At 69.7% G+C, this 23,685-nt stretch carries 21 protein-coding genes; 15 read left to right on the plus strand and 6 right to left on the minus strand.

From position 1 onward, the window contains the following. Window positions 1–83: 83 nt before the first annotated feature. From sigJ to qcrB, 3 genes are read left to right on the plus strand one after another with little or no spacing between them, the layout of a single operon-like run. A complete protein-coding gene (sigJ, locus tag DP939_RS07420; RefSeq protein WP_113979843.1) occupies window positions 84–1,046 on the plus strand; it encodes an RNA polymerase sigma factor SigJ in 963 nt (320 codons plus the stop codon). After that, on the plus strand, window positions 1,043–2,158 hold the full coding sequence (qcrA, locus tag DP939_RS07425; RefSeq protein WP_113979844.1) for a cytochrome bc1 complex Rieske iron-sulfur subunit: 1,116 nt from the start codon (window positions 1,043–1,045) through the stop codon (window positions 2,156–2,158). Before sigJ ends, qcrA begins: the two co-directional genes overlap by 4 nt. Beyond that, window positions 2,155–3,861, plus strand: coding sequence for a cytochrome bc1 complex cytochrome b subunit (gene qcrB / locus DP939_RS07430; protein ID WP_113979845.1), 1,707 nt, complete (start codon window positions 2,155–2,157; stop codon window positions 3,859–3,861). The genes qcrA and qcrB overlap by 4 nt, the downstream gene beginning before the upstream one ends. 71 nt (window positions 3,862–3,932) lie before the next feature. Here the strand turns inward: qcrB and DP939_RS07435 are convergent, their stop codons facing one another. Next, window positions 3,933–4,451, minus strand: a complete 519-nt coding sequence (locus DP939_RS07435; protein WP_147267912.1) for a hypothetical protein — start codon at window positions 4,449–4,451, stop codon at window positions 3,933–3,935. 370 nt (window positions 4,452–4,821) lie between these two features. Here DP939_RS07435 and DP939_RS07440 point away from each other — a divergent pair, with 370 nt between their 5' ends. Then, entirely contained in the window at window positions 4,822–5,361 is a 540-nt protein-coding gene (locus tag DP939_RS07440; RefSeq protein ID WP_113979847.1) for a sigma factor-like helix-turn-helix DNA-binding protein, read from the plus strand. Window positions 5,362–5,491: 130 nt separating this feature from the next. Here the strand turns inward: DP939_RS07440 and DP939_RS07445 are convergent, their stop codons facing one another. Both DP939_RS07445 and DP939_RS07450 read right to left on the minus strand, forming a co-directional pair. Beyond that, on the minus strand, window positions 5,492–5,887 hold the full coding sequence (locus tag DP939_RS07445; RefSeq protein WP_113979848.1) for a VOC family protein: 396 nt from the start codon (window positions 5,885–5,887) through the stop codon (window positions 5,492–5,494). Between the two features lie 42 nt (window positions 5,888–5,929). Beyond that, window positions 5,930–6,823, minus strand: coding sequence for a sigma-70 family RNA polymerase sigma factor (locus DP939_RS07450; RefSeq protein WP_113979849.1), 894 nt, complete (start codon window positions 6,821–6,823; stop codon window positions 5,930–5,932). Window positions 6,824–7,520: 697 nt separating this feature from the next. Here DP939_RS07450 and DP939_RS07455 point away from each other — a divergent pair. The 10 genes from DP939_RS07455 to DP939_RS07500 all read left to right on the plus strand — a co-directional run bounded on the left by DP939_RS07455 (window position 7,521) and on the right by DP939_RS07500 (window position 18,125). Next, on the plus strand, window positions 7,521–8,585 hold the full coding sequence (locus DP939_RS07455; RefSeq protein ID WP_225878092.1) for a ParB/RepB/Spo0J family partition protein: 1,065 nt from the start codon (window positions 7,521–7,523) through the stop codon (window positions 8,583–8,585). Window positions 8,586–8,705: 120 nt separating this feature from the next. Then, window positions 8,706–9,194, plus strand: a complete 489-nt coding sequence (locus DP939_RS07460; RefSeq protein ID WP_113979851.1) for a PhzA/PhzB family protein — start codon at window positions 8,706–8,708, stop codon at window positions 9,192–9,194. A 101-nt stretch (window positions 9,195–9,295) separates the two neighbouring features. Beyond that, complete coding sequence (locus tag DP939_RS07465) at window positions 9,296–10,468, plus strand: 3-deoxy-7-phosphoheptulonate synthase (protein WP_113979852.1); 1,173 nt, start codon at window positions 9,296–9,298, stop codon at window positions 10,466–10,468. A gap of 29 nt (window positions 10,469–10,497) precedes the next feature. Beyond that, window positions 10,498–11,121 carry an isochorismatase family protein gene (locus DP939_RS07470; protein ID WP_113979853.1) on the plus strand — a complete coding sequence of 208 codons (624 nt, stop codon included), beginning with the start codon at window positions 10,498–10,500 and terminating at the stop codon, window positions 11,119–11,121. Continuing rightward, entirely contained in the window at window positions 11,118–13,022 is a 1,905-nt protein-coding gene (locus DP939_RS07475; RefSeq protein WP_113979854.1) for an anthranilate synthase family protein, read from the plus strand. The genes DP939_RS07470 and DP939_RS07475 overlap by 4 nt, the downstream gene beginning before the upstream one ends. Next, window positions 13,019–13,882, plus strand: coding sequence for a PhzF family phenazine biosynthesis protein (locus DP939_RS07480; RefSeq protein WP_113979855.1), 864 nt, complete (start codon window positions 13,019–13,021; stop codon window positions 13,880–13,882). Before DP939_RS07475 ends, DP939_RS07480 begins: the two co-directional genes overlap by 4 nt. A 32-nt stretch (window positions 13,883–13,914) precedes the next feature. Beyond that, on the plus strand, window positions 13,915–14,559 hold the full coding sequence (gene phzG, locus DP939_RS07485; protein WP_113979856.1) for a phenazine biosynthesis FMN-dependent oxidase PhzG: 645 nt from the start codon (window positions 13,915–13,917) through the stop codon (window positions 14,557–14,559). 67 nt (window positions 14,560–14,626) lie between these two features. Beyond that, complete coding sequence (locus DP939_RS07490) at window positions 14,627–16,252, plus strand: flavin-containing monooxygenase (RefSeq protein ID WP_225878093.1); 1,626 nt, start codon at window positions 14,627–14,629, stop codon at window positions 16,250–16,252. Between the two features lie 196 nt (window positions 16,253–16,448). Beyond that, window positions 16,449–16,775, plus strand: a complete 327-nt coding sequence (locus tag DP939_RS07495; RefSeq protein ID WP_113979858.1) for a putative quinol monooxygenase — start codon at window positions 16,449–16,451, stop codon at window positions 16,773–16,775. 111 nt (window positions 16,776–16,886) lie between these two features. Next, the gene (locus DP939_RS07500; RefSeq protein ID WP_113979859.1) at window positions 16,887–18,125 is read left to right on the plus strand and encodes an FAD-dependent monooxygenase; all 1,239 of its coding nucleotides are present in this window, start codon (window positions 16,887–16,889) and stop codon (window positions 18,123–18,125) included. Window positions 18,126–18,434: 309 nt separating this feature from the next. Here the strand turns inward: DP939_RS07500 and DP939_RS07505 are convergent, their stop codons facing one another. Together DP939_RS07505 and DP939_RS07510 are read right to left on the minus strand one after the other, a co-directional pair. Next, window positions 18,435–19,202 (minus strand): FMN-dependent NADH-azoreductase, encoded by a 768-nt coding sequence (locus tag DP939_RS07505; protein WP_113979860.1) that lies wholly within the window; start codon window positions 19,200–19,202, stop codon window positions 18,435–18,437. Between the two features lie 135 nt (window positions 19,203–19,337). Then, entirely contained in the window at window positions 19,338–20,303 is a 966-nt protein-coding gene (locus tag DP939_RS07510; protein ID WP_113979861.1) for an alpha/beta hydrolase, read from the minus strand. Window positions 20,304–20,415: 112 nt separating this feature from the next. Between DP939_RS07510 and DP939_RS49080 the strand changes: the two genes are divergently transcribed. Continuing rightward, the gene (locus DP939_RS49080) at window positions 20,416–20,913 is read left to right on the plus strand and encodes a MarR family winged helix-turn-helix transcriptional regulator (protein ID WP_113979862.1); all 498 of its coding nucleotides are present in this window, start codon (window positions 20,416–20,418) and stop codon (window positions 20,911–20,913) included. A gap of 11 nt (window positions 20,914–20,924) precedes the next feature. On the opposite strand, the gene DP939_RS07520 is transcribed toward DP939_RS49080, so the two are convergent. Continuing rightward, window positions 20,925–23,339 carry a tetratricopeptide repeat protein gene (locus tag DP939_RS07520; RefSeq protein ID WP_158578496.1) on the minus strand — a complete coding sequence of 805 codons (2,415 nt, stop codon included), beginning with the start codon at window positions 23,337–23,339 and terminating at the stop codon, window positions 20,925–20,927. Window positions 23,340–23,685 lie beyond the last annotated feature (346 nt).

Raw genomic sequence — 23,685 nt, forward strand, 5'->3', positions numbered from 1 at the left:
GGGGTGCCCGCACGCATGCGCAAATGTCACTTCTCCTTCGTCCCCAACGTCTAAATAAGCAAAGGGAACGACAAGGAGGCGATATGCCCGCAGCGGCGGATGCGGAGGTCATGCCGGTCGCGCACTTCGAGAACAACAGGGACCTGATGTTCGGGGTGGCCTACCGGGTGCTGGGCAGTGTGACCGATGCCGAAGATGTCGTCCAGGAGGCGTGGCTGCGCTGGCACCGCGTCGACCACTCCATGGTCGCCGATCCGCAGTCCTTCCTCGTCCAGGTCTCGACCAGGCTGGCCCTGGATCGGCTGCGGCGCGCCAAGGCGCGCAGGGAGGCGTACGTCGGGCCCTGGTTGCCCGAGCCTCTGCCGACCCAGCCGGACACCGAGGAACACGCGGAGATGACCGACTCGGTGTCCATCGCCATGATGGTCGTGCTGGAGACCCTCACTCCGCTGGAGCGGGTCGTCTTCGTGCTGCGCGAGGCGTTCGAGTTCTCCTTCGCCGACATCGCCGGTGTCCTCGACCGCTCCGAACCCGCCGTACGGCAGATGGCCAGGCGCGCCCGCGGCCATGTGCGCAGGCGGCAACCGAGGTTCCGGCACGATCGCGCGGTCCGCAAGCAGGCCACCGAGCGCTTCCTGGCGGCGTGCCTGGGCGCCGACATCAAGGCCCTGCTGGACGTACTCGCCCCCGAAGTCACCCTGTGGATCGACGGGAACGGCCGGCGTGGCGCGGCCAAAAGCCCGGTGCAAGGAGCGCTCAAGGTCAGCCGCATGCTGGCGCACGGCATCCAGTGGGTGCTCGCGCCACTCGTCGCGGGCGGGTCGATCCTCGACGTCAACGGCGGGCCGGCCGCGGTGATCACCGCGGCCGGGCTGCCGGTCGCCGTCGTCGTCGTGGACATCGACCCGGCCACTGACCGCATCAGCCACATCTGGATCATCGCAAACCAGGACAAACTCGGCGGCATCGACGGCGAGTACGCAGACGTCGGCATTGCCGCTTCCGCGGGCCACGGGGCCGCGGTGGAGGAGCGACAGAGGTCATGACAGCCGAGGATCAACCCATCGAAGAGCGGGCCGAGCGCGTACCGCAGCGCGTCATCGGAACCCCCGCGACGGACCCGCCGATGCTCGGCGCGCCGGACACCCCCGAAGAGGACCAGGCGCCGCCCGAGGGGGTCAAACCGGCGGACGAACGACAGGCCCGCAGGGCCGAACGCATGGTGGTGCTCTGCTTCAGCATCACCTCGCTGAGCGTCGTCGCGTTCGTCTACTTCTACGTCACGTTCCAGGTCGGCAGCACCCAGGCGACCGGCCTTTCCAACTTCGCCCTCGGGCTCTCGCTGATGGTCGCGGTGCTCACGCTCGCCGTCGGCATCGTCCTTTGGGCCCGCCAGATCATGCCGAAGTACACCCTCGTGCAGGAGCGCCACCCGATGCTCTCCGAGGAGGAGGACCGCGAGGCGGTCGCGGAGGACTTCGTGCGGGGCGCCAACGAGAGCGGCTTCGTGCGGCGCAAGGTACTTCGCCGCGCGCTGATCCCCGCGGCGGCGGCGCTCGGGGTCGTGCCGATCGTGCTGCTGCGCGACCTCGACAACACCAAGACGGCCGGGGCCAACACCCCCAACCGGCTCCGCCACACCGTCTGGGGCGAGAAGACCAAGGAGGGCAAGCCGCTACGGCTGATCATCGAGGGCAGCGGCCGGCCGATCCGGGCGGCCGACTTCAACACCCCCGGCGGCCTGCTGTCGGTGGTGCCCGAGGGCCACGAGCACGACCTCGACGCCCTGGCCAAGGCCACGGTGATCCTGATCAACCTGCGGCCCGAAGAGATCAAGTCCGGCACGAACCAGAACTGGGTGCACAACGGCATCGTCGCCTACAGCAAGATCTGCACCCACGTCGGCTGCCCGGCGGCCCTGTACGAGCAGAACACGCACCACATCCTCTGCCCGTGCCACCAGTCCACCTTCGACGCCACCGACGGCGCGAGGGTCGTCTTCGGCCCGGCCGCCCGGCCGCTGCCGCAACTTCCGATCACCGTCGACGCCGAGGGATACCTCATCGCCAAGGGCGACTTCGCTGTTCCGGTCGGCCCGAGCTTCTGGGAGCGCGGCGACGCGGAGGCCAAGGCGAATACCCATGGAGGAGGGTCATGACCGAACTGAAAACGGTCCCGAGCCGCATTTCGCACTCGGCCGGGTTCCTGGACGCGCGCCTGGGCGGGGCTTCCTTCCTCAGGCGCAACATGCGCAAGGTCTTCCCCGATCACTGGTCGTTCCTGATCGGGGAGATCGCGCTTTACTCGTTCGTCATCCTGTTGCTCACCGGCACCTTCCTGACGTTCTGGTTCAAGCCGTCGATGGCCCATGTCGCCTACGACGGCCCGTACGGGCCTTTACATGGCGTGATGATGTCCGAGGCGTACGCCTCGTCGCTGGAGTTGAGTTTCGAGGTGCGCGGCGGGCTGCTCGTCCGGCAGATGCACCACTGGGCCGCGCTGCTGTTCGTGGCCAGCATGATGGCGCACATGCTGCGGGTGTTCTTCACCGGCGCGTACCGCAAACCGCGCGAGCTGAACTGGATCATCGGCGTCCTGCTCCTGACGCTGGCCCTGGCCGAGGGCCTGACCGGTTACTCGCTGCCCGACGACCTGCTTTCCGGCGCGGGCCTGCGGGTCACCGAGGGCGTCATCATCTCGCTGCCGGTGGTCGGCACGTACCTGCGGTTCTTCATATTCGGCGGGGAGTATCCAGGCGATGACGTGATCGCCCGGTTCTACTCCGTCCACATCCTGCTCATCCCGGCCATTCTGCTCGCCCTGGTCTCGGCGCACCTGGTGCTCATGTGGCGGCAGAAGCACACCCAGATGAACGGCAAGGGCAAGACGAACCGCAACGTGGTCGGCGCGCCGTTCTACCCGATGTTCATGGCCAAGGCGGGGGCGTTCTTCCTGTTCACGCTCGCCGTCGTGGCGGGCCTGGCGACGTTCGCCCAGATCAACCCGATCTGGCTGTACGGGCCTTACACCCCGGCGGACATCTCGGCGGGCTCTCAGCCGGACTTCTACCTGGCCTTCCTGGAAGGCGCGCTGCGCATCATGCCGGCCTGGGAGATCAACCTGTTCGGCACGTCGGAGATCGGCACACTGCCGCTGAGCGTGATCATCCCGGCGTTGCTGCCACTCGGCATCATCCTCGTCGGGCTGATCCTGTATCCGTTCGCGGAACGCTGGATCACCGGCGACCGGCGGGAGCACCACATCGCCGAGCGTCCGCGCAACAACCCGCACCGCACCGCCATCGGCATGTCGGCCATCGCGTTCTACGGCGTGCTGTGGCTGTTCGGCGCGAACGACGAGCTGTCGGCGTTCCTGCACGTGAGCCTGAACCTGACCACGTACGCCGGGCGCGTGATGATCATCACCATGCCGGTGCTGGCCTACATCATCACCTACCGGATGTGCCTGGGCCTGCAGCGCAGGGACGCCGAGATCGTCGGCCACGGCGTCGAGTCGGGTGTGATCAAGCGGCTGCCCAGCGGCGAGTTCATCGAGGTGCACGCGCCGCTGACGGAGGACGCCGACGCGCACATCCGCGGCAAGGAGGCGGTACCCCAGCTCACCGCGGCCACCAACGGCGAAGGCGTCCCGCCCAAGCCGATGCGGGGCCTGATCGGCGGCCTGCGCGGCCGGATGTCCACCGCCTACGGCGGCGAGAAGATCCCGCTGAACGGCGCGAACGGCCACAACGGCCACAACGGCCACAACGGTAATGGCCATAACGGTCACAACGGCCATAACGGCGAGGGCGACCGCGCGGCCGTGACCGGCGGGGACGACGATCACGCCCTCGACCGGTAAAGGGACCGCGAGAACGCACCAAAAAGGCCCGGACGAGGATTCGTCCGGGCCCTACGCATGGGAGCCGCCGGTCAGGCCGGCGGTTCCTGGCTTCCCACCTCCGCCGGGCGGATCTCGCTGAACAGCGTGAGCGTCACCGGCCTGAGCCGCTGCCACCCGTCGGTCGGCCAGTGCAGGGCCACCGGCGAGAAGACGGTCTCCAGGACAATCTTGATGTAGGGACGCTCCCCCGGTATCTTCGCGCACAGCGCCGACACGTCAGTGAATGTCTCCCTGCGTCCCAGTAACAACCGGGCACGTCCGCCAAGGCTGTTCACCGGCCCGTCGGCGTCGAGGCTCATCGATTCCCACGAGAGTTCCGCCGCCGTGCCCGCCTGCGCCAGGCGGGCCTCGGACGGGAGCGGCAGGCGTAACCTGAATCCGGCGAGCACTCCCTCCCGGGATATGGAAAACGACCCCTGAAAATGCGGCAGTTCGTACAGCGGCCGCAGGCCCTTCGAGGTGTTCATTGACAGCATCCCGGCACACGCGTCCAAGGCGATCCGCCAGGCGGTGGGATTGGCGTGGGGGTCATCGGGGACGAGATCCATGTGAGTCACCTCGCTGTGCGGCGGCACGGGCGACGGCACTTGATGCGGCCTCCCGCATAGGTTTATCTATATGTAAAGACGCAGCGCGGCCCGGAAATGTGACATCGCGTGGTCAGGAGTGCGGCCCGTGCGATTCCGCGCGCTAACCATCATTTCACCGGCGCCGAAAAAGCTCTACGATCATGTCACTTCAAGGCTGCGTGAAACGTCATATAGAGAGGTTAACGGATTTTCCGCGGCACGCGGTGCTCCCGGCGGCGGCTGCGTTGACCCTCTGGCGGCCGGATTCATCGACCGCGGAGCACGACAACGGCTAATTTCGTAGTGGAACGGCATCATTAGTCGGGAGACACATCCACAAGGAGGCCGCATGGTGGCCGAACATTCTTCCGGGAATCAGCCGCTCGAAGGGGACCCCGACACGTCCGAGGCATTCCAGCAGCATGTGCCCCTGCTCTATTCGGTCGCCTACAGCATGCTCGGGGACATCATGGAGGCGGAGAAGGTCGTCCAGGAGACCCATGCGCGCTGGCTGGCCAGGCCCCCGGAGGAGGCGGGGCGGCCGGTCGGGCTCACCGCGCTGACCACCGTGTTGTCGCTGGTGCGGCTGCGGACCGCGCAGGACAGCGGGGAGTCCCATCTCGGGCCGTGGCTGCCCGAGCCGGTGCGGAACGACTCCGACCTCAGCCTGGCCGAGTCGGTGTCCGCGGCCCTGGCCGCCGTGCTCGACGCGCTGGAGCACTCGGAGCGCACGGTGTTCCTGTTGCACAATGGGTTCGGGCTGCCCTATCCGGACATCGCCGCGCTGACCGGGCGGCCGGAGCCGAGCGTCCGCATGATCGGCGCGCGGGCCGAGGCGAAGATCCGCTGTGAGCCGCGGTCGGTGAACTGCCGCCGGGACGGCTTGTGATCGTGATCGGATTCCCGGCGAGGATCCACTGCCCGGCGGAGGGGTTCAACTGTGAGAATCTGGCAGTTGCACGCCCCTCGCCGCCGCCGCGCCCCGCGCCCGGGGCGGCGGTCGGCCGGCGGGGCGGGGTCTAACGGTGGGTTTCGGTGAGTCCGTAAAGACGGCCGTCGTGGCCGCGGATCTGCGCCCAGCGGGCGCCCTCCCGCCACGGCGCCGCCTGCGGTTCGACGGTGATCTCCACGCCCTTGCCGCGGAGGTCCGCGGAGGTGGCGTCGAGATCGTCGCAGTCGAACCAGCCGTGGGTCATCCGCCCGGCGCGGGCCTCAAGGACCTCCATCACCTCCGGCTCCACGGCGGCGAGCGCGACGCAGGTCCGCGCGCCGGGGAAACGGACCTCGACCCAGCGGCGGCCCTGGGCGTCGAGGGTGTCGGCCACCAGTTCGCAACCGAGGATGCCGGTGAGGAACTCGACGCTCGCGGTCTGGTCGGTGACGTAGAGCACGGCGAGCCGGGGATTAGTGATCATCTCTTCGCTTCACAGCCTCGATGGGGTCGCGGGCGGGGGGTGTCAGGACACGGGAAGCGGCTCCACCAGGGAGAGCCGCAGCTCCCGCAGGCGGGTCGGGTCGCCGATGACATCGACGGCGGTGATGCGATCCTCCTCGATGGTCAACGCCAGGACAAGCCGCAGCAGGCCGTTGGGGGCCACCACCACGCCCACGCCGCCGTTGACCAGAATGGGACGCGCGAGGTAGGCGCGGACGGTGTTGCTGAGCGTCTCGCGGGCGACGTCGCGCGCGCCGCGGATCTCGGTGCGCCCGTGCGAGGCGAGCGCGGGCAGGTCCGCCCGGCGTACGACCTCCGGGTGCAGTACGGCCAGCAGCCCGGTCAGGTCGCCCGCGCGGGAGGCGGCCAGGAAGGCGTCCACCACCCGCCGCTGGCTGGCCACGTCGCCGGACGGAACGGCGTCGGTGCCGAGCACCCGGTGCCGGGCCCGGCTGGCGAGTTTCTTGGCGGCGGCGGTGTTGCGCTGCAGGATCTCGGCGATCTCGTCGAACGGCACGGAGAAGAGGTCGTGCAGCACGTACGCCACCCGCTCCGCGGGCCCCAGCGTGTTGAGGACCACGAGCAGCGCCAGCCCCACCGAGTCGGCGCGCACCGCCTCCTCCGCCGGGTCGGAGTCCTCATGGGCGATGATCGAATCCAGCTCGGCGATGTCGGTGAACTCCTCGCTGCGGCGGCGCCGCGAGCGGAGCATGTCCAGGCAGATGCGCGCCACTATGGTGGTCAGCCAGGCGGTCACGTTGGACACGCCCTCTATGCCGCTGTGCGAGGCCCGCAGCCAGGCGTCCTGTACCGCGTCCTCCGCCTCGTCGGCTGACCCGAGCATCCGGAACGCGACCGCTCGCAGATGCTTGCGGGAGTTATCGAAGTGCGTGGCCAACTCGGTCTGAGTGTCCATCGGTCACCTTTCGTGGTCGCGGTTCGTCATATCAGCGAACGCGATAAATGGCGCGCGGTCGACAAGGAACACGCTAACCAGGCGACCGGGCGATCGTCGCGGACTTACGGGTAGAGCGGTCGAGGGGCGTTCGGTATGTACACCATTGCCGCGCTGACAGCACCACGTTCATGCTACCCGCGGACGCGTGGCGTACCTGTCGAAAACCCATTGACCGCCGCACTCGACAACGCTAGGCCCGGATGCCGCCGGCCGGAGCCGCGGGGGTCGCCTCGACGGCGGCGCGCCGCGCGGCTCTGCCGACGACGTACCCTGCACAGATACCGACGAACCCGCCACTGCTGAATCGTGGCGAGTACGCGGCCGGCTGCACCCCACGATGGCCGTCTCTTTCACACCGCAATGGTCGCCCGATATTAGAAAGGTATTGACAATCCCGCCGTCGCTGGGGTCACATCACAAGCCGAGACGGGCTTTCCGCCCGGCCCGACCGTGTGGCGTACCCTTGTGAGCGCCGCCGTCCGGCCGGCCGCGAAAATGCTGTCGGGGGTTCTTCGCCGCAACACCCGCATACACGGGGGGATTTCGTGTTGCGGAAAACCATGATCCGCACGATCAAGGTGATGCCGATTCTCCGCCCAGGCGATCACCGCAGTCACCCGGCCCACCCGCCCCTTTGTCTAGGAAGGTTTCAGTAGTGACACTTCAGATGGCCGATATCGGGCAGTCGGGTAATGCTGCTCCCGAGGTGTCCGACCTGCTCCGCGACCTGCCTGCTGAAAGCGTCCCGATCCGGGATTTGATGCCGTCGATGTCGCCACGCAAAAAGGGTGAGGACCCCGCGCACGTCCGTCTCATCGTCGAGTCGGGCAACGATATCGACCCGGTGCTCGTGCATCGCCCGACGATGCGTGTGATCGACGGGGCGCACCGGCTGCGCGCCGCCATATTAAGAGGGCGCACCGAAATTTCCGTCCAGTTCTACGACGGCAGCGAGGCCGATGCCTTCGTGCTTTCCGCGCAGCTCAACATCAGGCATGGGCTGCCGCTGACAATGGAGGAGCGAAAGGCGGCGGCGCAGCGCATCCTGAAGTCGCACCCGCATTGGTCCGACCGTGCCGTGGCCGAGTCCACCGGCCTGAGCCCGTTCACCGTGGGGGCCTTGCGCCGCAAGGCGGGCGCCGGCGTGGACGCGCACTCCGGCGGACGGGTCGGCAGGGACGGCAAGGTGCGGCCGATCAGCAGTGTGGAGGGCCGGCGCAGCGCCGCGGCCCTGCTGAAGAACGACTCGGAGATCTCCTTGCGTGAGCTGTCCCGGCGTACCGGGCTCTCCGTCGGAACCGTCCGTGACGTGCGTGATCGTCTCAGCCGAGGCCAGGATCCGATCCCCGCGCAGCTGCGTGCCGCACCGGCCAGGCCGATGGGCCAGGCAGGGACGGCGCCGCCGCCCGGACCCGATCGCGGACCTGCTCCGGCCCCCGCGGGCAATCCGGCGCGCGGCCGGCCCGGACGGCCGCCACGGGACTGCGCCACCGGCGTGGAGACCGCGACCGCGGTGCGCAAACTCGCCCGCGACCCGTCCATGCGCGCCACCGAGTCGCGCCGGACACTGCTGCGGATTCTGCTCGCCACCGAAATGGACCAGACCCAATGGGAGGAGATCGCCGACGCGATTCCGCCGCATTGCGTGCCACTGATCCGCGCCATCGTCCTCAAGCGCTGCGAGGACTGGAAGAAACTTGCGAACATGGTACCTCAGTAGATCGTGCAAGTCGAACATGCGTGCATTCCCGGCCGTTCACTGAAGATGGGCCGCCATTGAAATTCTTCCGCTTTCCGGGTCGGTGAATTATCGTCGCCCAAGAGCCGGAGGAGGTTAATCATGACGAGCCCTGCTTATCCGTCCGGAAACCAGGCGGAAGACGAGCTACGCAAACTGAACCGAGCGACGGTCGAAAAGTACATGAACTCTCTTGGCCAAGACCGCCTGACCCGGCACCTGCTCTTCACCGAGGACGGTGTGGGCGGTCTTTGGACCAACGACACCGGCGAGCCGATCGCCATCCGCGGCCGGGACCGGCTGGGCGAGCACGCGGTCTGGTCGCTGCGCTGCTTCCCCGACTGGGTCTGGACCAACGTCCAGATCTTCGAGACCCAAGACCCCAACTTCTTCTGGGTGGAGTGCGACGGCGAGGGCGCCATCATCTTCCCCGGGTATCCCGACGGCCACTACAAGAACCACTTCCTGCACTCCTTCCACCTGGAGAACGGGAAGATCAAGCTCCAGCGGGAGTTCATGAACCCGTTCGAGCAGTTGCGCGCACTGGGCATCCCCGTACCCGAGATCAAGCGCGAGGGCATTCCCACCTGAGCCGAGGCAACGCGGCTCCACGCACGTCGCACCTCCTGACCTGGCCGGCCGGGCGTCACCGACCCCGGCCCGGCCCAGGTCCCTTCGACAAGTGGAGACCCATGGACAGCACCATGGCAGGACTCCGGCTCAGCGAAGCGCAGCAGCAGCCGGAGTGGAGCGACACCTCACAGGTCAAACGCGTCAGTGAGGTCCTGGCGGCACGTCCCCCGCTCGTGCGGGCCGAAGACGTACGCAGCTTACATACCCACCTCTCAGAAGTGGCGGCGGGCAGAGCCCTGATCGTCCAGGCCGGGGACTGCGCCGAAGATCCAGAGGAATGCACGGCGGAGCACATCAGCCGCAAGTCGGCCGCCCTGGACGTGATGGCCGGCGCCCTGAAAATGATCACCCACAAACCGGTGATCCGGGTCGGCCGGATCGGGGGCCAGTTCGCCAAGCCGCGGTCCAGCCCGGTGGAGAAGGTCGGCGACCTCACCCTGCCCGCGTACCGCGGCCACCTGGTGAACGGCCCCGAGCCCACGATGGAGAGCAGGCGGCCCGACCCGCTGCGCCTCCTCACCGGTTACATGGCGGCCAGCGACATCATGGAGCACCTGGGCTGGCGCGGCCCGTTCTCCCGCGCCGTGGCCGACCCCCCGGTGTGGACCAGCCACGAGGCGCTGCTGCTGGACTACGAGTTCCCGATGCTGCGCCAGGACATGGCCGGTTCGCTGACCCTGACCTCCACGCACTGGCCGTGGATCGGGGAGCGGACCCGCCAGGTGAACGGCCCGCACATCGCCATGCTCGCCGAGGTGGACAACCCGGTGGCCTGCAAGGTCGGGCCCAATGTCAGCCCGGAGGAGGCCCTCGCGCTGTGCGAGCAGCTCGACCCGGACCGCGTGCCCGGACGGCTGACCCTGATCGCCCGGATGGGCGCCGACGTGGTCGCCGAGAAGCTGCCCCCGCTGGTCGAGGCGGTGCGGTACGCCGGGCACCCGGTCATCTGGCTGTGCGACCCGATGCACGCCAACACGGTCCGCGCATCTGACGGACGCAAGACCCGCGTGGTGGAGACGCTGATGCGGGAGGTACGCGACTTCGTGCGCGCGGTGGAGCACGCCGGTGGCCTGGCCGGCGGCCTGCACCTGGAGACCACCCCCGATGACGTCACCGAGTGCGTCGCCGACCCGGCCGGGCTGGAGTCGCTGGGCGATCGGTACGAGAGCCTGTGCGACCCCCGGCTGACGCTGTGGCAGGCGGTCTCGGTGATCTCGGCCTGGGGCGAGTGAGCCGGACGATCCGACGAGAAAGGACGGCCATGCCCGGTATACCCCCGATCGAGCCTTATCCCCTTCCGACCGCGGGCGAACTGCCCCAGAGCATCGCCACCTGGACGCCCGACCCGAAGCGCGCGGTCCTGCTGATCCACGACATGCAGCGGTACTTCCTCAGCCCGTTCCCCGGGCAGATGCGCGCCGAGCTGATCCGCAACATCGCCCTGCTCCGGACCCGCGCCGCCGCACTCGGCGTCCCCGTCGGGTACACGGCGCAGCCCGGCGACATGACCGACGAGCAGCGCGGGCTGCTCAAGGACTTCTGGGGCCCCGGCATGCGCAGGACCCCCGAAGAGCAGGCCGTGGTGGACGAACTGGCCCCCGCGCCCGGCGACTGGATGTTCGGCAAGCTGCGCTACAGCGCGTTCTTCCGCTCCGACCTGCTCGCGCGCATGCGTGAGAGCGGCCGGGACCAGTTGATCATCTGTGGCGTGTACGCGCACGTCGGGATTCTGGCGACGGCGATCGAGTCCTACACGAACGATCTTGAGACGTTCCTGGCCGGGGACGCGATCGGCGACTTCACCGCCGACTACCACTGGCTGACCCTCAACTACGCCGCCGAACGCTGCGCGGTGGTGGTCACGGCGAAGGAGGTGTTCCCGTGACAGGACCGCCCCCCGGGGCGCGGAGCGAGGGCGACCTGCTGGCCACGGTACTGGATCTCCAGGCGCCCGCCTTCGCGCTGCTGCACCGCCCGGAGGCGAACCGCCCCGACCTCCTCGACGTCCTCGTCGGCGAGGTCGCCGAGGTGAACGCCCTGGCCGACATCCCGCTGCCCCGCCACTCCGCGGCGGACGGCGGCGGGCCGCGGCACGAGGTACTGGCCCTCATCCCCTACCGGCAGATCCGCGAGCGGGGCTTCGACTGCGCCGACGACGGCGCCCCGCTGATCGCGATGACCGTGACCGGGCAGCGGACCGTACCGATCACCGACGCCCTGGCCCGCATCCCGGACCTGCCGATCGCCGTGTCCGAGGGGCGCTTCGACGTCGCGGACGACGACTACGCCGAGACCGTGCGCCGGGTGATCAAGGAGGCGATCGGCGAGGGCGAGGGCGCGAACTTCGTGATCAAGCGGTCGTTCGTCGTCGAGATCGGCGACTACACGCCGCACAGCGCGCTGTCCCTGTTCCGCCGCCTGGTCCAGATGGAGTCCGGCGCGTACTGGACCTTCATCGTCCACACCGGCACCCGCACGTTCGTCGGCGCGTCGCCGGAGCGGCACATCACGCTGAACGACGGCGTCGTCACCATGAACCCGATCAGCGGCACCTACCGCTACCCGCCCTCCGGCCCGACCCTGCCGGGCGTCATGGACTTCCTCGCCGACCGCAAGGAGTCCGACGAGCTGTACATGGTCGTGGACGAAGAGCTGAAGATGATGACGCGGATCTGCGAGCCCGGCGTGCGGGTGGTCGGGCCGCGCCTGAAGGAGATGTCCCGGCTCGCGCACACCGAGTACGTCATCGAGGGCGACAGCCGCTGGGACGTACGCGACATCCTGCGCGAGTCGATGTTCGCGCCGACGGTCACCGGCAGCCCACTGGAGAACGCCTGCCGGGTCATCGGCCGGCACGAGCCGCAGGGCCGCGGCTACTACAGCGGCGTGGCCGCGCTGATCGGACGCGACGCGGACGGCGAGCGCGCGCTCGACTCCGCCATCCTGATCCGCACCGCCGACATCGACGCCCGCGGCCAGGCGCGGATCGGGGTGGGCGCGACGCTGGTCCGCCACTCCGACCCGCTCGCGGAGGTCGCCGAGACCAACGCCAAGGCGGCGGGCCTGCTCGCCGCCCTGCGCACCACCCAGGCCGAACGGCTCGGCACGCACCCCGACGTCCGCGACGCCCTGGAGCGGCGCAACGCCACCATCGCGGGCTTCTGGCTGGGCGCGGCGCCCAGGCGTACGCCCGCGATCCCCCGGCTGGCCGGGCGCAGCGCGCTGATCATCGACGCCGAGGACACCTTCACCTCGATGCTCGACCACCAGCTCCGCTCGCTCGACATGCCGGTGACCGTGCGCGGGTACGGCGAGAGCCTGTCGTTCGAGGGCCACGACTTCGTGGTGCTCGGGCCCGGCCCCGGCGACCCGCGCGACGAGGCGCACCCCAAGATCGCCTACCTGCGGGCGGCGGTGGACGCGCTGCTGCGCGAACGCCGGCCGTTCCTCGCGGTCTGCCTGAGCCACCAGGTCCTGAGCCTGCGGCTCGGCTTCGAGATCCGCCGCAAGGAGACCCCCAACCAGGGGCTCCAGATGGAGATCGACCTGTTCGGCGAGCCCGAGCGGGTCGGCTTCTACAACACCTTCGCGGCCCGCTCGGAGCTGGACACGGCAGTGATCGGCGGGGTCGGCACGGTACGGATCTGCCGCGACCCGCTGACCGAAGAGGTGCACGCGCTGCACGGGCCGCGCTTCTCCTCCTTGCAGTTCCACGCGGAGTCCGTGCTCACCCAGCACGGACCACGCATCCTCGGCTCCTCCATCGAAAGGGCGCTGAGCACATGACGGTTCACCAGACCGCGCAGCGCGGCCACACCTACGTGGTCGTGGACGCCTTCAGTGACACCCCGCTCCAGGGCAACCCCGTCGCCGTGTTCTTCGACGCCGACGACCTCGACGCGGGCCGGATGCAGCGGATCGCCAGGGAGATGAACCTGTCGGAGGTGACGTTCGTCCTTTCCCCCAAGCAGGGCGGGGACGCGCACATCCGGGTGTTCACCCCGGTCAACGAGCTTCCGTTCGCCGGGCACCCGCTGCTCGGCACGGCCGTCGCGCTGGGCGAGAGCTTCCCGGGCGACCGGCTCCGGCTGGAGACCGCCATGGGGATCATCGACTTCGCGCTGCGGCGCGCCGGCGGGAAGGTCGTCGCCGCCGAGATGGAACAGCCGATCCCGGTGTGGACGAAGTTCGACCGCGCCGAGGAACTGCTGGCCGCGCTCGGCGTCGGCGAGCCCGAACTGCCCGTGGAGATCTACTCCAACGGCCCGCGGCACGTGTTCGTGGGGCTGCCCGGCATCCCCGCGCTGTCGGCGGTCAACCCCGACCACCGGGCGCTGGCCGTGTTCCTCGACATGGCCACCAACTGTTACGCGGGCTCCGGCACGAGCTGGCGGAGCCGGATGTTCTCGCCCGCGTACGGGGTGACCGAGGACGCGGCGACCGGCTCGGCCGCCGGGCCGCTGGCCATCCACCTGGCCCGGCACGGCCGGGTGCGGTTCGGCGAGTGGATCGACATCCACCAGGGGGTCGAGATGGGCCGCCCCTCGCTGATGCGGGCCCGCGCGGACGGCGCGGGCGACCACATCGCGTCGGTGCGGGTCGAAGGCGCGGGCGTCACCGTCGCCCGCGGCCTGATCTACGTCTGAGGCGCCCCGGCGCCCCTCACCGGGAGGTGATCGTGAGCAGCAAGTTCGAGACCATCAGCGGGAGCACGGACCGCGCTTTTCCGGAGTACGACCTGCCGCCCGCCGAACCGCTCGACCTGGCGCGGCAGTGGATCTCCACCGCCAAGGAGCTGGGCGTGCGGGAGCCGCTGGCCCTCGCGCTCGCCACCGCGGACCGCGACGGCCGCGCCTCCAACCGGATGGTCGCCATCGTGGACGTCTCCGCCCGGGGCGTGATCTTCACCAGCCACCTGACCAGCAGGAAGGCGCGCGACATCGCCGCGACCGGCTGGGGTTCGGGGATGCTCTACTGGCGCGAGACCGCGCAGCAGCTGAGCATCTCCGGGCCGATCGTGCGGCTGGGCGACTCCGAGGAGGAGGCGCTGTGGAACGCCCGCCCGGTACCGCTGCACTCCATGACCACGGCCTCGCGGCAGAGCGAGCCGTTCACCGACTTCGCGGACATCGGCCGGCTGCGTGAGGAGGCCGAACGCCTAGGCGCGTCCGGCCTGCCGCTGCCGCGCCCGCCGCGGTTCGCCGCCTTCCGCCTGGAGCCGGCGGTCGTCGAGTTCTGGGCCGCCGCGTCCGACCGGCTGCACCGCAGGCTGCGCTACGAGCGGCGCACGGACGGCTGGGAGGTCGAGCGGCTACAGCCCTGATCACGCCCTGGTCAGCGCCCCATACCACCCCTCTCCAACAGTTCACATCATGAGAAAGGCGAACTCTGTGTCCCAAACCACTACTCACACCGCCGGCGGCCACAGCGCCGAAGCCCGGTTCGATGCGATCGTCATCGGCGCCGGGTTCGGCGGGATCTACACCGTGCACAAGCTCCGCAACGAGCTGGGCCTGCGGGTCCGCTGCTTCGAGAAGGGCGACGGCGTCGGCGGCACCTGGCACTGGAACCGTTATCCCGGCGCCATGTCCGACACGGAGAGTCTGGTATATCGGTACTCCTTCGACCGGGAACTGGCCCAGGAAGTCGCGTGGAACCGGCGGTACATCCCGCAGCGGGACATCCTCGGGTATCTCCAGACCGTTGTGGATCGCTACGACCTCGGCAAGGACATCCAGCTCAACACCGCCGTGGAGGCCGCCGTCTACAACGAGGAGGCCAACCTGTGGACGGTGACGACCGATGGCGGCGAGTCGTTCACAGCACGCTACCTTCTGACTGCGCTCGGCCCGTTATCAGCCGCCAACTTCCCGGACATCAAGGGCAGGGACACCTTCCGCGGCCGGCTGGTCCACACCGGTTCGTGGCCCGATGACCTCTCCATCGAGGGCAAGCGGGTCGGTCTCATCGGCACCGGTTCGACCGGTACGCAGTTCGTCTGCGCGGCGTCCAAGGTCGCCGAGCACCTGACGGTGTTCCAGCGGACGCCGCAGTACAACGTCCCGTCCGGCAACGCGCCGGTGAGCCCGGAGTACCTGGCCGAGTACCGCGCCAACTACGACGAGATCTGGCGGCAGGTCCGCCTGTCGCGGGTGGCGTGCGGGTTCGAGGAAAGCGATGTCCCGGCCATGAGCGTGTCGGAGGAGGAACGCCGCAGGGTGTTCCAGGAGAACTGGGACAAGGGCAACGGCTTCCGGTTCATGTTCGGCACCTTCTCCGACATCGCCACCGACCCGGCCGCCAACGAGGCCGCGGCGGAGTTCATCAGGTCCAAGATCAAGGAGATCGTGCGGGACCCCGAGACGGCGCGCAAGCTCAGCCCCACGGACCCGTACGCCAAGCGCCCGATCTGCAACGAGGACTACTACGAGAGCTTCAACCGCGACAACGTCACGCTGGTCAGCATCAAGGAGAACCCGATCCGGGAGATCACGCCCACCGGCGTGATCACCGAGGACGGCGTCGAGCACCCGCTGGACGTCCTGGTGTTCGCGACCGGCTTCGACGCGGTGGACGGCAGCTACAAGCGGATGGACATCCGGGGCCGCGGCGGCGTGAGCATGAACGAGCACTGGTCCGACGGCCCGACCAGCTACCTGGGCCTGGCCGTCACCGGCTTCCCGAACATGTTCATGGTCCTCGGGCCGAACAGCGTGTTCAGCAACCTGCCCCCGGCCATCGAGACCCAGGTCGAATGGCTCACCGAGCTGATCGGCGCGGCGGAGGCGACCGGCCGGCGCTCGGTCGAGGCGGTCAAGGCCGCCGAGGAGACCTGGACGGTGACCTGCCAGCAGTCGGCGGACTTCACCCTCTTCCCCAAGGTCGACTCGTGGATCTTCGGGGCCAACATCCCGGGCAAGAAGAACCGGGCGATGTTCTACTTCGGCGGGCTGCGGTCCTACCGCGAGAAGCTCGACGCCGTGGTGACGGGCGGTTACGAGGGCTTCACCATGTAACCGCGCCACATCGTACTGTGTAGTACGGCTCCGGCCGGGTAGTTGAGGACGATTCGGGCTTTGTCCGGATCGTCCTCTTTAGTTATTAATTCCGCGTCTTGAGGGCGTGCATTGCGTCTTGGCGGCGTGCATTGCACAGATCCGCAACAACCCGAATTCCTTGTTAGTGCACCCGGGTGGCGTTAACATATGAAGCATGAGTGAAACGACGATTCGCACCGACGACCAGCTCGCCACTTTCATCAACGTCATCGACGTGGACCCCGCGAAGCAGGAGGAGCTCATCGCCGTCCTCAACGAGGGGACGGAAAAGGTGATTTCGCAGAAGCCGGGATTCGTCTCGGTCAACATCATCGCCAGCAAGGACGGCAAGCGGGTCATCAACTACGCACAGTGGCGTAGCCCGGCGGACGTTCAGGCCCTCCTGAGCGACCCCGAGGCGCAGGCCTTCGCCAAGAGGGTCGCCGAGCTGGGCACCCCCGGCCCCGGCCTCTACGCCGTGAACGCCATCCACCACGCCTGACCTCCCGGGCACCCAGGGCTTTACGCCATTCCCGGGCAGGAAGCCCCCCGGCGGGCCGCCCCGCCGGGGTTCCAGTCCTCGCCCCTCATCGGCGCAGGGAGCACCTCTGTCATGAGCACCCAGGACACCGCTGACATCGTGATCGCCGGCGCCGGAATCGGGGGGCTGAGCGCGGCCCTCGCCCTGCACGCCCGCGGCATCCGGGCCCTCGTGCTGGAGACGGTCGATGAGATCCGGCCGTTCGGCGTGGGCATCAACATCCAGCCCGCGGCCATCACCGAGCTCACCGCGCTCGGCTTGGGCGACGCGCTCGCGGAGACCGGAATCCCCACCCGCGAGCACCTCTACCTGGACAATCACGGTACGACCCTGTGGGCGGAGCCGCGCGGCATCGCGGCCGGGCACGCAAGCCCCCAGTACTCCCTCCACCGCGGCGAGCTGCAGTTGATGCTGCTCGACGCGGTGCGCGAGCGGCTCGGCGACGACGCCGTGCGCACCGGCACCCAGGTGCGCGGCTTCGAGGAGACCGGCGGCGGCGTACGCGTCCATGCCCACGGTCGCGCGACCGGCGACGTCGCCTACGAAGGCGCCGCCCTGATCGGCGCCGACGGCGCCCGCTCGGCCGTCCTCGCGCAGTTGCACCCCGGCGCCGGGAAGATCTCCCCGGGCGGCGTGCGGATGTGGCGCGGCGTGACCGAGATGGACGAGTTCCTCGACGGCCGCACCATGATCCTGGTCAACGACCGCAACACCACCAGGATCATCGCCTACCCGATGTCCGCCCGGCACTTCCGGCGCGGAAAGGCCCTGGTCAACTGGGTGTGCATCGTCGCCATGCACACCGACCCCGACGACGTCCACAGCCGCGAGGGCACCCTCGAAGAGGTCCTTCCGTACTACGCGAACTGGGACATGGGGTGGCTCGACATCCCCGACCTGCTGTCCCGCAGCGAGCGGATCCTGTGCTACCCGATGGTGGACCGCGACCCGCTGCCGGTCTGGGGCCGCGGCCGGGTGACCCTGCTCGGCGACGCCGCGCACCTGATGTACCCCATCGGGGCCAACGGCGGCTCACAGGCGATCCTGGACGCCACCGCGCTCGCCACCGAGCTCGCCGCCGAGCTGGCGGCCTCCGGCGACATCCCGGCCGCCCTGCAGCGCTACGAGGCCGTCCGCCGACCGGCGACCACGGCCATCGTGGTCGCCAACCGCAACATGGACGGCGCCGAGCGCAAGGTCGCGCAGAGTGACCGCGCCGACCAGGGAAGCGCCCTGGCCGACATCACCGGCACCTACCGCGCGGTGGTCGAAGGACGCCGGCCGACGAGCCGGTCGGCGACAAAAGAATAGCGGCATGAGTGATTTCCGGAGTCCCTTTGTGAATGCGGCCGTAATCGATCCGGCCCCACCGGGAATGCATCCGGTAAGCGCACCTGCTGTTTCCCCGGCGCTCGTCGAGTCTTCACCTCCGGGTCCGGGGACCACATTCAAAAACGCAGAGGCCGCCGGCTGGCAGAAATCTGCCCGCGCCGTGCACCGGCGGCCCCTGCGCGACCGATCGTGTCACCGACTATGACGTACCGCGCAAGGAGAAGGTGACATCCGGCCCCTCCCCCTGGCCCGGCCGGCGTCCCCCCACCGCCGGCCGGGCCCACCCCCTCACAGGGGCCAGGGCTCGGCGTCGGGCCGGGGCGCGGCGAGGGCCAGGAGCTCGGATCTGGCCTCGTCCAGCGATCGGCGGCCGAGCACCCGGAAGCGGGCCAGCTTCGGCACGTCGCCCGCCCGGGTCATCTCGGCGCTGATCACGTGCAGGTTGTCCTCGGGCACGCCCAGCTCGGTGAAGTAGGCGCGCAGGTAGCAGGTCTGGAAGTCGAAGTCCTCGCGGGGCGTGCCGGGCAGGTAGCAGCCGCCGCGGGCGGTGACCGCCACCACCTCGGTGTCGCCGAGCACGCTCTCCCCGGTCACGGAGTCGGTGAACGCGCCGGGGAAGGTGATCCGGTCGATCCACGCCTTGAGCGCGGCGGGCACCGAGAAGTTGTACATCGGGACGCCGAGCAGCACCGTGCCCGCGGCGCGGACCTCGTTGATCAGCGGCAGCGTGAGCGACCACTCCCGGGCCTCGCCCGGCCCTTCGGCCAGCGCGGACACCGCGCCCAGCGGGACGTTGCCGCGCCGCTCGCTGCGCAGGCCCAGGGCGACGAAGTCGGAAGAGATCAACGGCACCGGCTGGGCCGCCAGGTCGCGGTAGCGGTACTCGGCGCCGGGGTGGCGGCGGCGCCAGGTCTCCGCGAACAGGGCGGTGAGCTGACGGCTGGTCGAGTCGCCGGGGCGGCTGGCGCTGGAGTCGAGGTGCAGCAGGGATCTCGTCCCGTCACCAGGCTCGCGGAGCCGTCCGGGAGCGTGCTGCTGAAGATAGATATCCGACATTTCCCTATAGCTCTCAGTAATCGTCTCTGGTCATCGGCCGTCATCTAGGTGACGCAGGGTGACCATGAAAGGTGACCTGAGCGCGGGTAAAATCTCGGCCCCCTCGCCTCGGCGGCGCCGGTCGCCGGCGGCGGATCAGGCGTGCAGGGCGGTGCGCAGGGTGTGGACGGCCTGGTCGATCGCCCCCTGCGCGGCGTTGGTCTCGCGCAGCCCGTTCAGCATCACGAAGTCGTGGATGACGCCTCCGTAGCGGGTCGCGATCACCGGGACCCCGGCCTCGCGGAGCTTGGCGGCGTACGCCTCGCCCTCGTCGCGCAGGACGTCGGCCTCGGCGGTGATGACCAGCGCCGGGGGCAGTCCGGCGAGCTGGTCGTGGGCGGCCCGCAGCGGGGAGGCGGTGATCTCGTTCCGCTGGGCGGGGTCGGTGGTGTACTGGTCCCAGAACCACCGCATCCCGTCCCGGCGCAGGAAGTAGCCCTCGGCGAACCGCTCGTAGGAGCCGGTGTCGAAGGCGGCGTCGGTGACCGGGTAGAACAGCACCTGGGCGCGCAGCGGCGGCAGGTCGCCGCGCTGCTTGGCCATCAGCGTCAGGGCGATGGCCATGTTGCCGCCCACCGAGTCGCCCGCCACCGCCAGGCGGGTGGCGTCCAGGCCGTGGGCGCCGCCCTCGGTGGCGATCCAGCGGGCAACGGCGTAGTTCTGCTCGATCGCGACCGGGTAGCGGGCCTCGGGCGAGCGGTCGTATTCGGGGAAGACGACGGCCGCGCCGGTGCCGGTGGCCAGTTCGCGTACCAGGCGGTCGTGGGTGTGGGCGTTGCCGAAGACCCAGCCCGCGCCGTGGATGTAGATGACGACCGGCAGCGGGCCGGTGGCGTCCTTCGGCCTGACGATGCGGGCCTGGACCGACCCGGTGGGGCCGCCCGGCACGGTCACCCACTCCTCATCGACCTCGGGCTTGGCGATGTCGCCGGACTGGACGTCATCGACGGCGGCGCGGCCCTGGTCCACCGGGATCTGGAACAGGTAGGGCGGATTGGCGGTGGCCTCGGCGAACGCGGCGGCGGCCGGTTCGAGGACGATGGCCGGGGTGGTGGCGGTCATTTCGGTGCTCCCTTGCTCTTGGCGACAGGCAAGACAATAGAACACGGTTTCCTCGTGCGCAAGTTAATGCGCTTCGATTAACTTTTGAGCGTTCCGGCGGTAGCATGCCCATATGACCACCATCGGCACCACCCCCACCGCCCCGCCCCCAGGGCACGACGACCAGGAGGAGTTCCGCCGCCTGGACGAGTTCGTCTGCTTCACCCTGTACTCCGCCCAGCGCGCGCTGATGTCGGCCTACCGCCCGCTGCTGGACAAGATCGGCCTCACCTACCCCCAGTACCTGGTCCTGGTCGCCCTCTATGAGAACGGCCCGTCCCTGGTCAAGGGCCTGGGCGCGAAGCTCCACCTGGACTACGGCACCCTCACCCCGCTGCTGAAGCGGCTGGAGGCGGCCGGGCTCGTCACCCGCCGCCGCCGCGCCGACGACGAACGCCTGGTCGAGGTCTCCCTCACCGAGGAGGGCACCGCGCTGCGCTGCCAGGCCAACGAGAGCGTCCCGTCGCTGGACTTCGCCCTGGGCCTGACCGACGGCGAGCTTGAACAGCTCAAGACCCTGCTGCGCCGGATGACCGCCGGCGTCGCCGCCTACACCGGCGCCACCGGCTGACCCGCCCCCGGCTACGCGTCCGGCACGTCGGCGGCGCCACGTACGGCGGAGTGCTCCGCGCGCGCCTGGGCCCCCAGCCGGATGGCGCCGATCGAGGAGGCGATGGCGATCGCCTCCTCGGCGCAGTCCAGCGCCTTGTCCGGGGCGCCGCGCAGCCGCCAGGTGCGGGCCAGAGCGATCAGCGCCTCCACCTCACCCCCGCGGTGGTGGCCCTGACGCGCCCGCTCACGGCTGCGGGACAGCAGGTCCGCCGCCGCCTCCAGGCGGCCGAGATCGATGTGGATCAGGCCGAGCTGTTCCAGCGTCGCCGAGGCGCTGTAGTCGTCGCCGGTCTCCTCGTACCAGGCCAGCGCCCTCTCCACCAGTTCGATGGCCTCGGTATATCGGCCGAGCAGGCGGTACGCCTTGCCCATGGCGTGGCGGGCGAACATCTCACCCACCGTGACCTTGATCTCCTGGGCCGTCGCCAGTTGTCCCTCCAGATGGACGATCGCCTCCTCGGGGCGGGCCCACAGCAGGTAGAGGACCCCGAGATTGCCCTGCGCCCGCTGCTCCCCCACCCGGTTCCCGGTCTCCCGGCAGATGGCCAACTCGGCCTTGAGCGCCGTTTCCGCGTCGCCCAGGCGGCCGAGTTGCATGTACCCCGCGCCGAGCGCGCTGTGCGCCATGGCCTGCGCGTACCGGTCGCCGAGCCGCCTGGCCTGGGCGACGGCCTGGACGTTGAGTTCGACCGCATCATCCAGGTAGCAGCCCACGATCAGGTGCCAGTGCAGCGCCAGGGTCAGCCACAGGCCGAGCCGGGCGTGCTCGTCGGAGCCGCCCCACGACCGGCGGATCATCGCCCGCAGGTTCGCCCGTTCGTCCTCCAGCCAGCGGTGGGCCTCGCCTGGGTCGCCGAACGCCTTCGCGCGGGCCTCGATGTCCGGCACGGAGTAGTGGATGCGGTTCGGGTAGGCCATCTGGGCGGCTCTGTACGCGGTGGCCACGTAGTGGCCGAGCACCCGGGTGATCGCGGCGTTGGCCTGGCCGTGCAGTACGGTGCCCTCGGCCAGCTCGCGGGCGAACAGCCGGATCAGGTCGTGCATGTGGAAGCGGCCGGGCGCGGCCACCTCGATCAGGTGGGCGTCCAGCAGCCGCTCGATCGCCCGGTCCGCCTCGATCGCGGTGGTCTCGATCAGCGAGGCCACGAGGTGCGCGTCGAAGCCCGTCACCGGGACCAGGCCGCTCATGCACAGCGCCAGCGCCGCCGCGCGGTCGGCGGGGTTCGCCGAGCGGGCCAGACCGGCGTGGCTCAGTTCGAGGCCGCCGCGCACGGCCGACTCGTCCGCGTCCAGCTCGCTGAGCCGGTACCGTTCGTCGGCCAGCCGCTCCACCAGGGTCCCGACGGTCCAGTCCGGCCGGGTCTTCAGCCGGGAGGCGGCGATCTGGAGCCCCAGCGGCAGGTGGTCGCACAGTTCGGCGAGCCTGCGGGTGTCCGGCGGGTGCTCGGCCGTGCGCGCGGTCCCGATCAGACGGGCCAGCATCTCCTGCGCGGCGTCCGGTTCCAGCGGGCCGAGGCGCAGGTGGGTCGCGCCCTCCAGAGTGGCCAGGCCGGTCCGGCTGGTGATGAGTACGGCCGAGCGGGACGTGCCCGGCAGCAGCGGCCTGACCTGGGCCGCGGTCGCGGCGTTGTCCAGCAGGATCGTCAGCCGCCGGTCGGCCACCTGGCTGCGGAACAGGGCCGCGGCCTCCTCCGCGTCGGCGGGCACCTCGGCCGCGGGCAGACCAAGAGCGCGCAGGAACCGGCCCAGCGCCTCGGCCGGGTCCAGCGCCGCCGTACCGGGGGTCGCGCCGCGCAGGTTCACGTACAGGTCGCCGTCGGGGTACTGCCCGGAGGATCGGCTGGCGGCGCGGACGGCCAAGGCCGACTTGCCCACGCCCGGCGGGCCGTGCACGACCACCACCGGGCCGGTGCCGGCGGACGCCGGGTCCAGCAGCCCGGCGATGGTGCTCAGCTCGCGGTCCCGGCCGGTGAAGGTGGCGATGTCGAGCGGCAACTGCCGCGGCCTGCCGCCTAATCGGGTCCCGGCCGCGCGGGGTGCGGCCTCGCCGACGGGTTGCGCCAGCGCCTCTCGCCACAGGGTGTGCCAGGCGGTCATGTCGTAGAGCGGTCCGGAGCCGGAGCCGCCCGACCTCTTCTTCGCCAGCGCGATCAGGACCTCCAGCGCCGAGCCCAGCACCGCGAACCGCGCCGGGATGTTCCTCCCGCGCCGCCAGTCGCTCAGCCGCTGGACGTTCGCCCGCACCGGGCGCCCCCGGTCATCGGTACGCCGGGCCCGCGCCACCGCCTCCGATATCGCCTTCAGCGGTGGGTCGCCCGCCTCGATGTACAACTGCGCGAACCGCTCGGCGAACAGAACCCGGGGACGTTCGTCGGAAGACCGCATGGCTGCACATGTCCTTTCCCACACCGATCGGACAGGGGAGATCCATGCTGCCACCGGATCCGGTTCCGCACCGGAACCGGAGCGGAAAACAGGTGACAGGCCGCCGATAAGGCCATTCACCACTTCCGGACAACGCGTCCATTGCCCTCCCGCGCCGATCGATGCCACCGTCAGCCCTGCCGACATCAAGCGCCACTCTCCGGACGGTGTGACGATGAACTGCGAATGGCACAAGGCGGATCAGGTCCCTGCCGGGAGCCCGCGCCGGGCCCACCATGGCGCGGCACCCGCACTTACCGAGCGACGGCGGGTGTCCGCCGCTGATCCAGGCGGCGCGGCACACGAC

Origin of the sequence: Spongiactinospora rosea (assembly GCF_003315795.1) — a bacterium.
GTDB lineage: Bacteria > Actinomycetota > Actinomycetes > Streptosporangiales > Streptosporangiaceae > Spongiactinospora > Spongiactinospora rosea.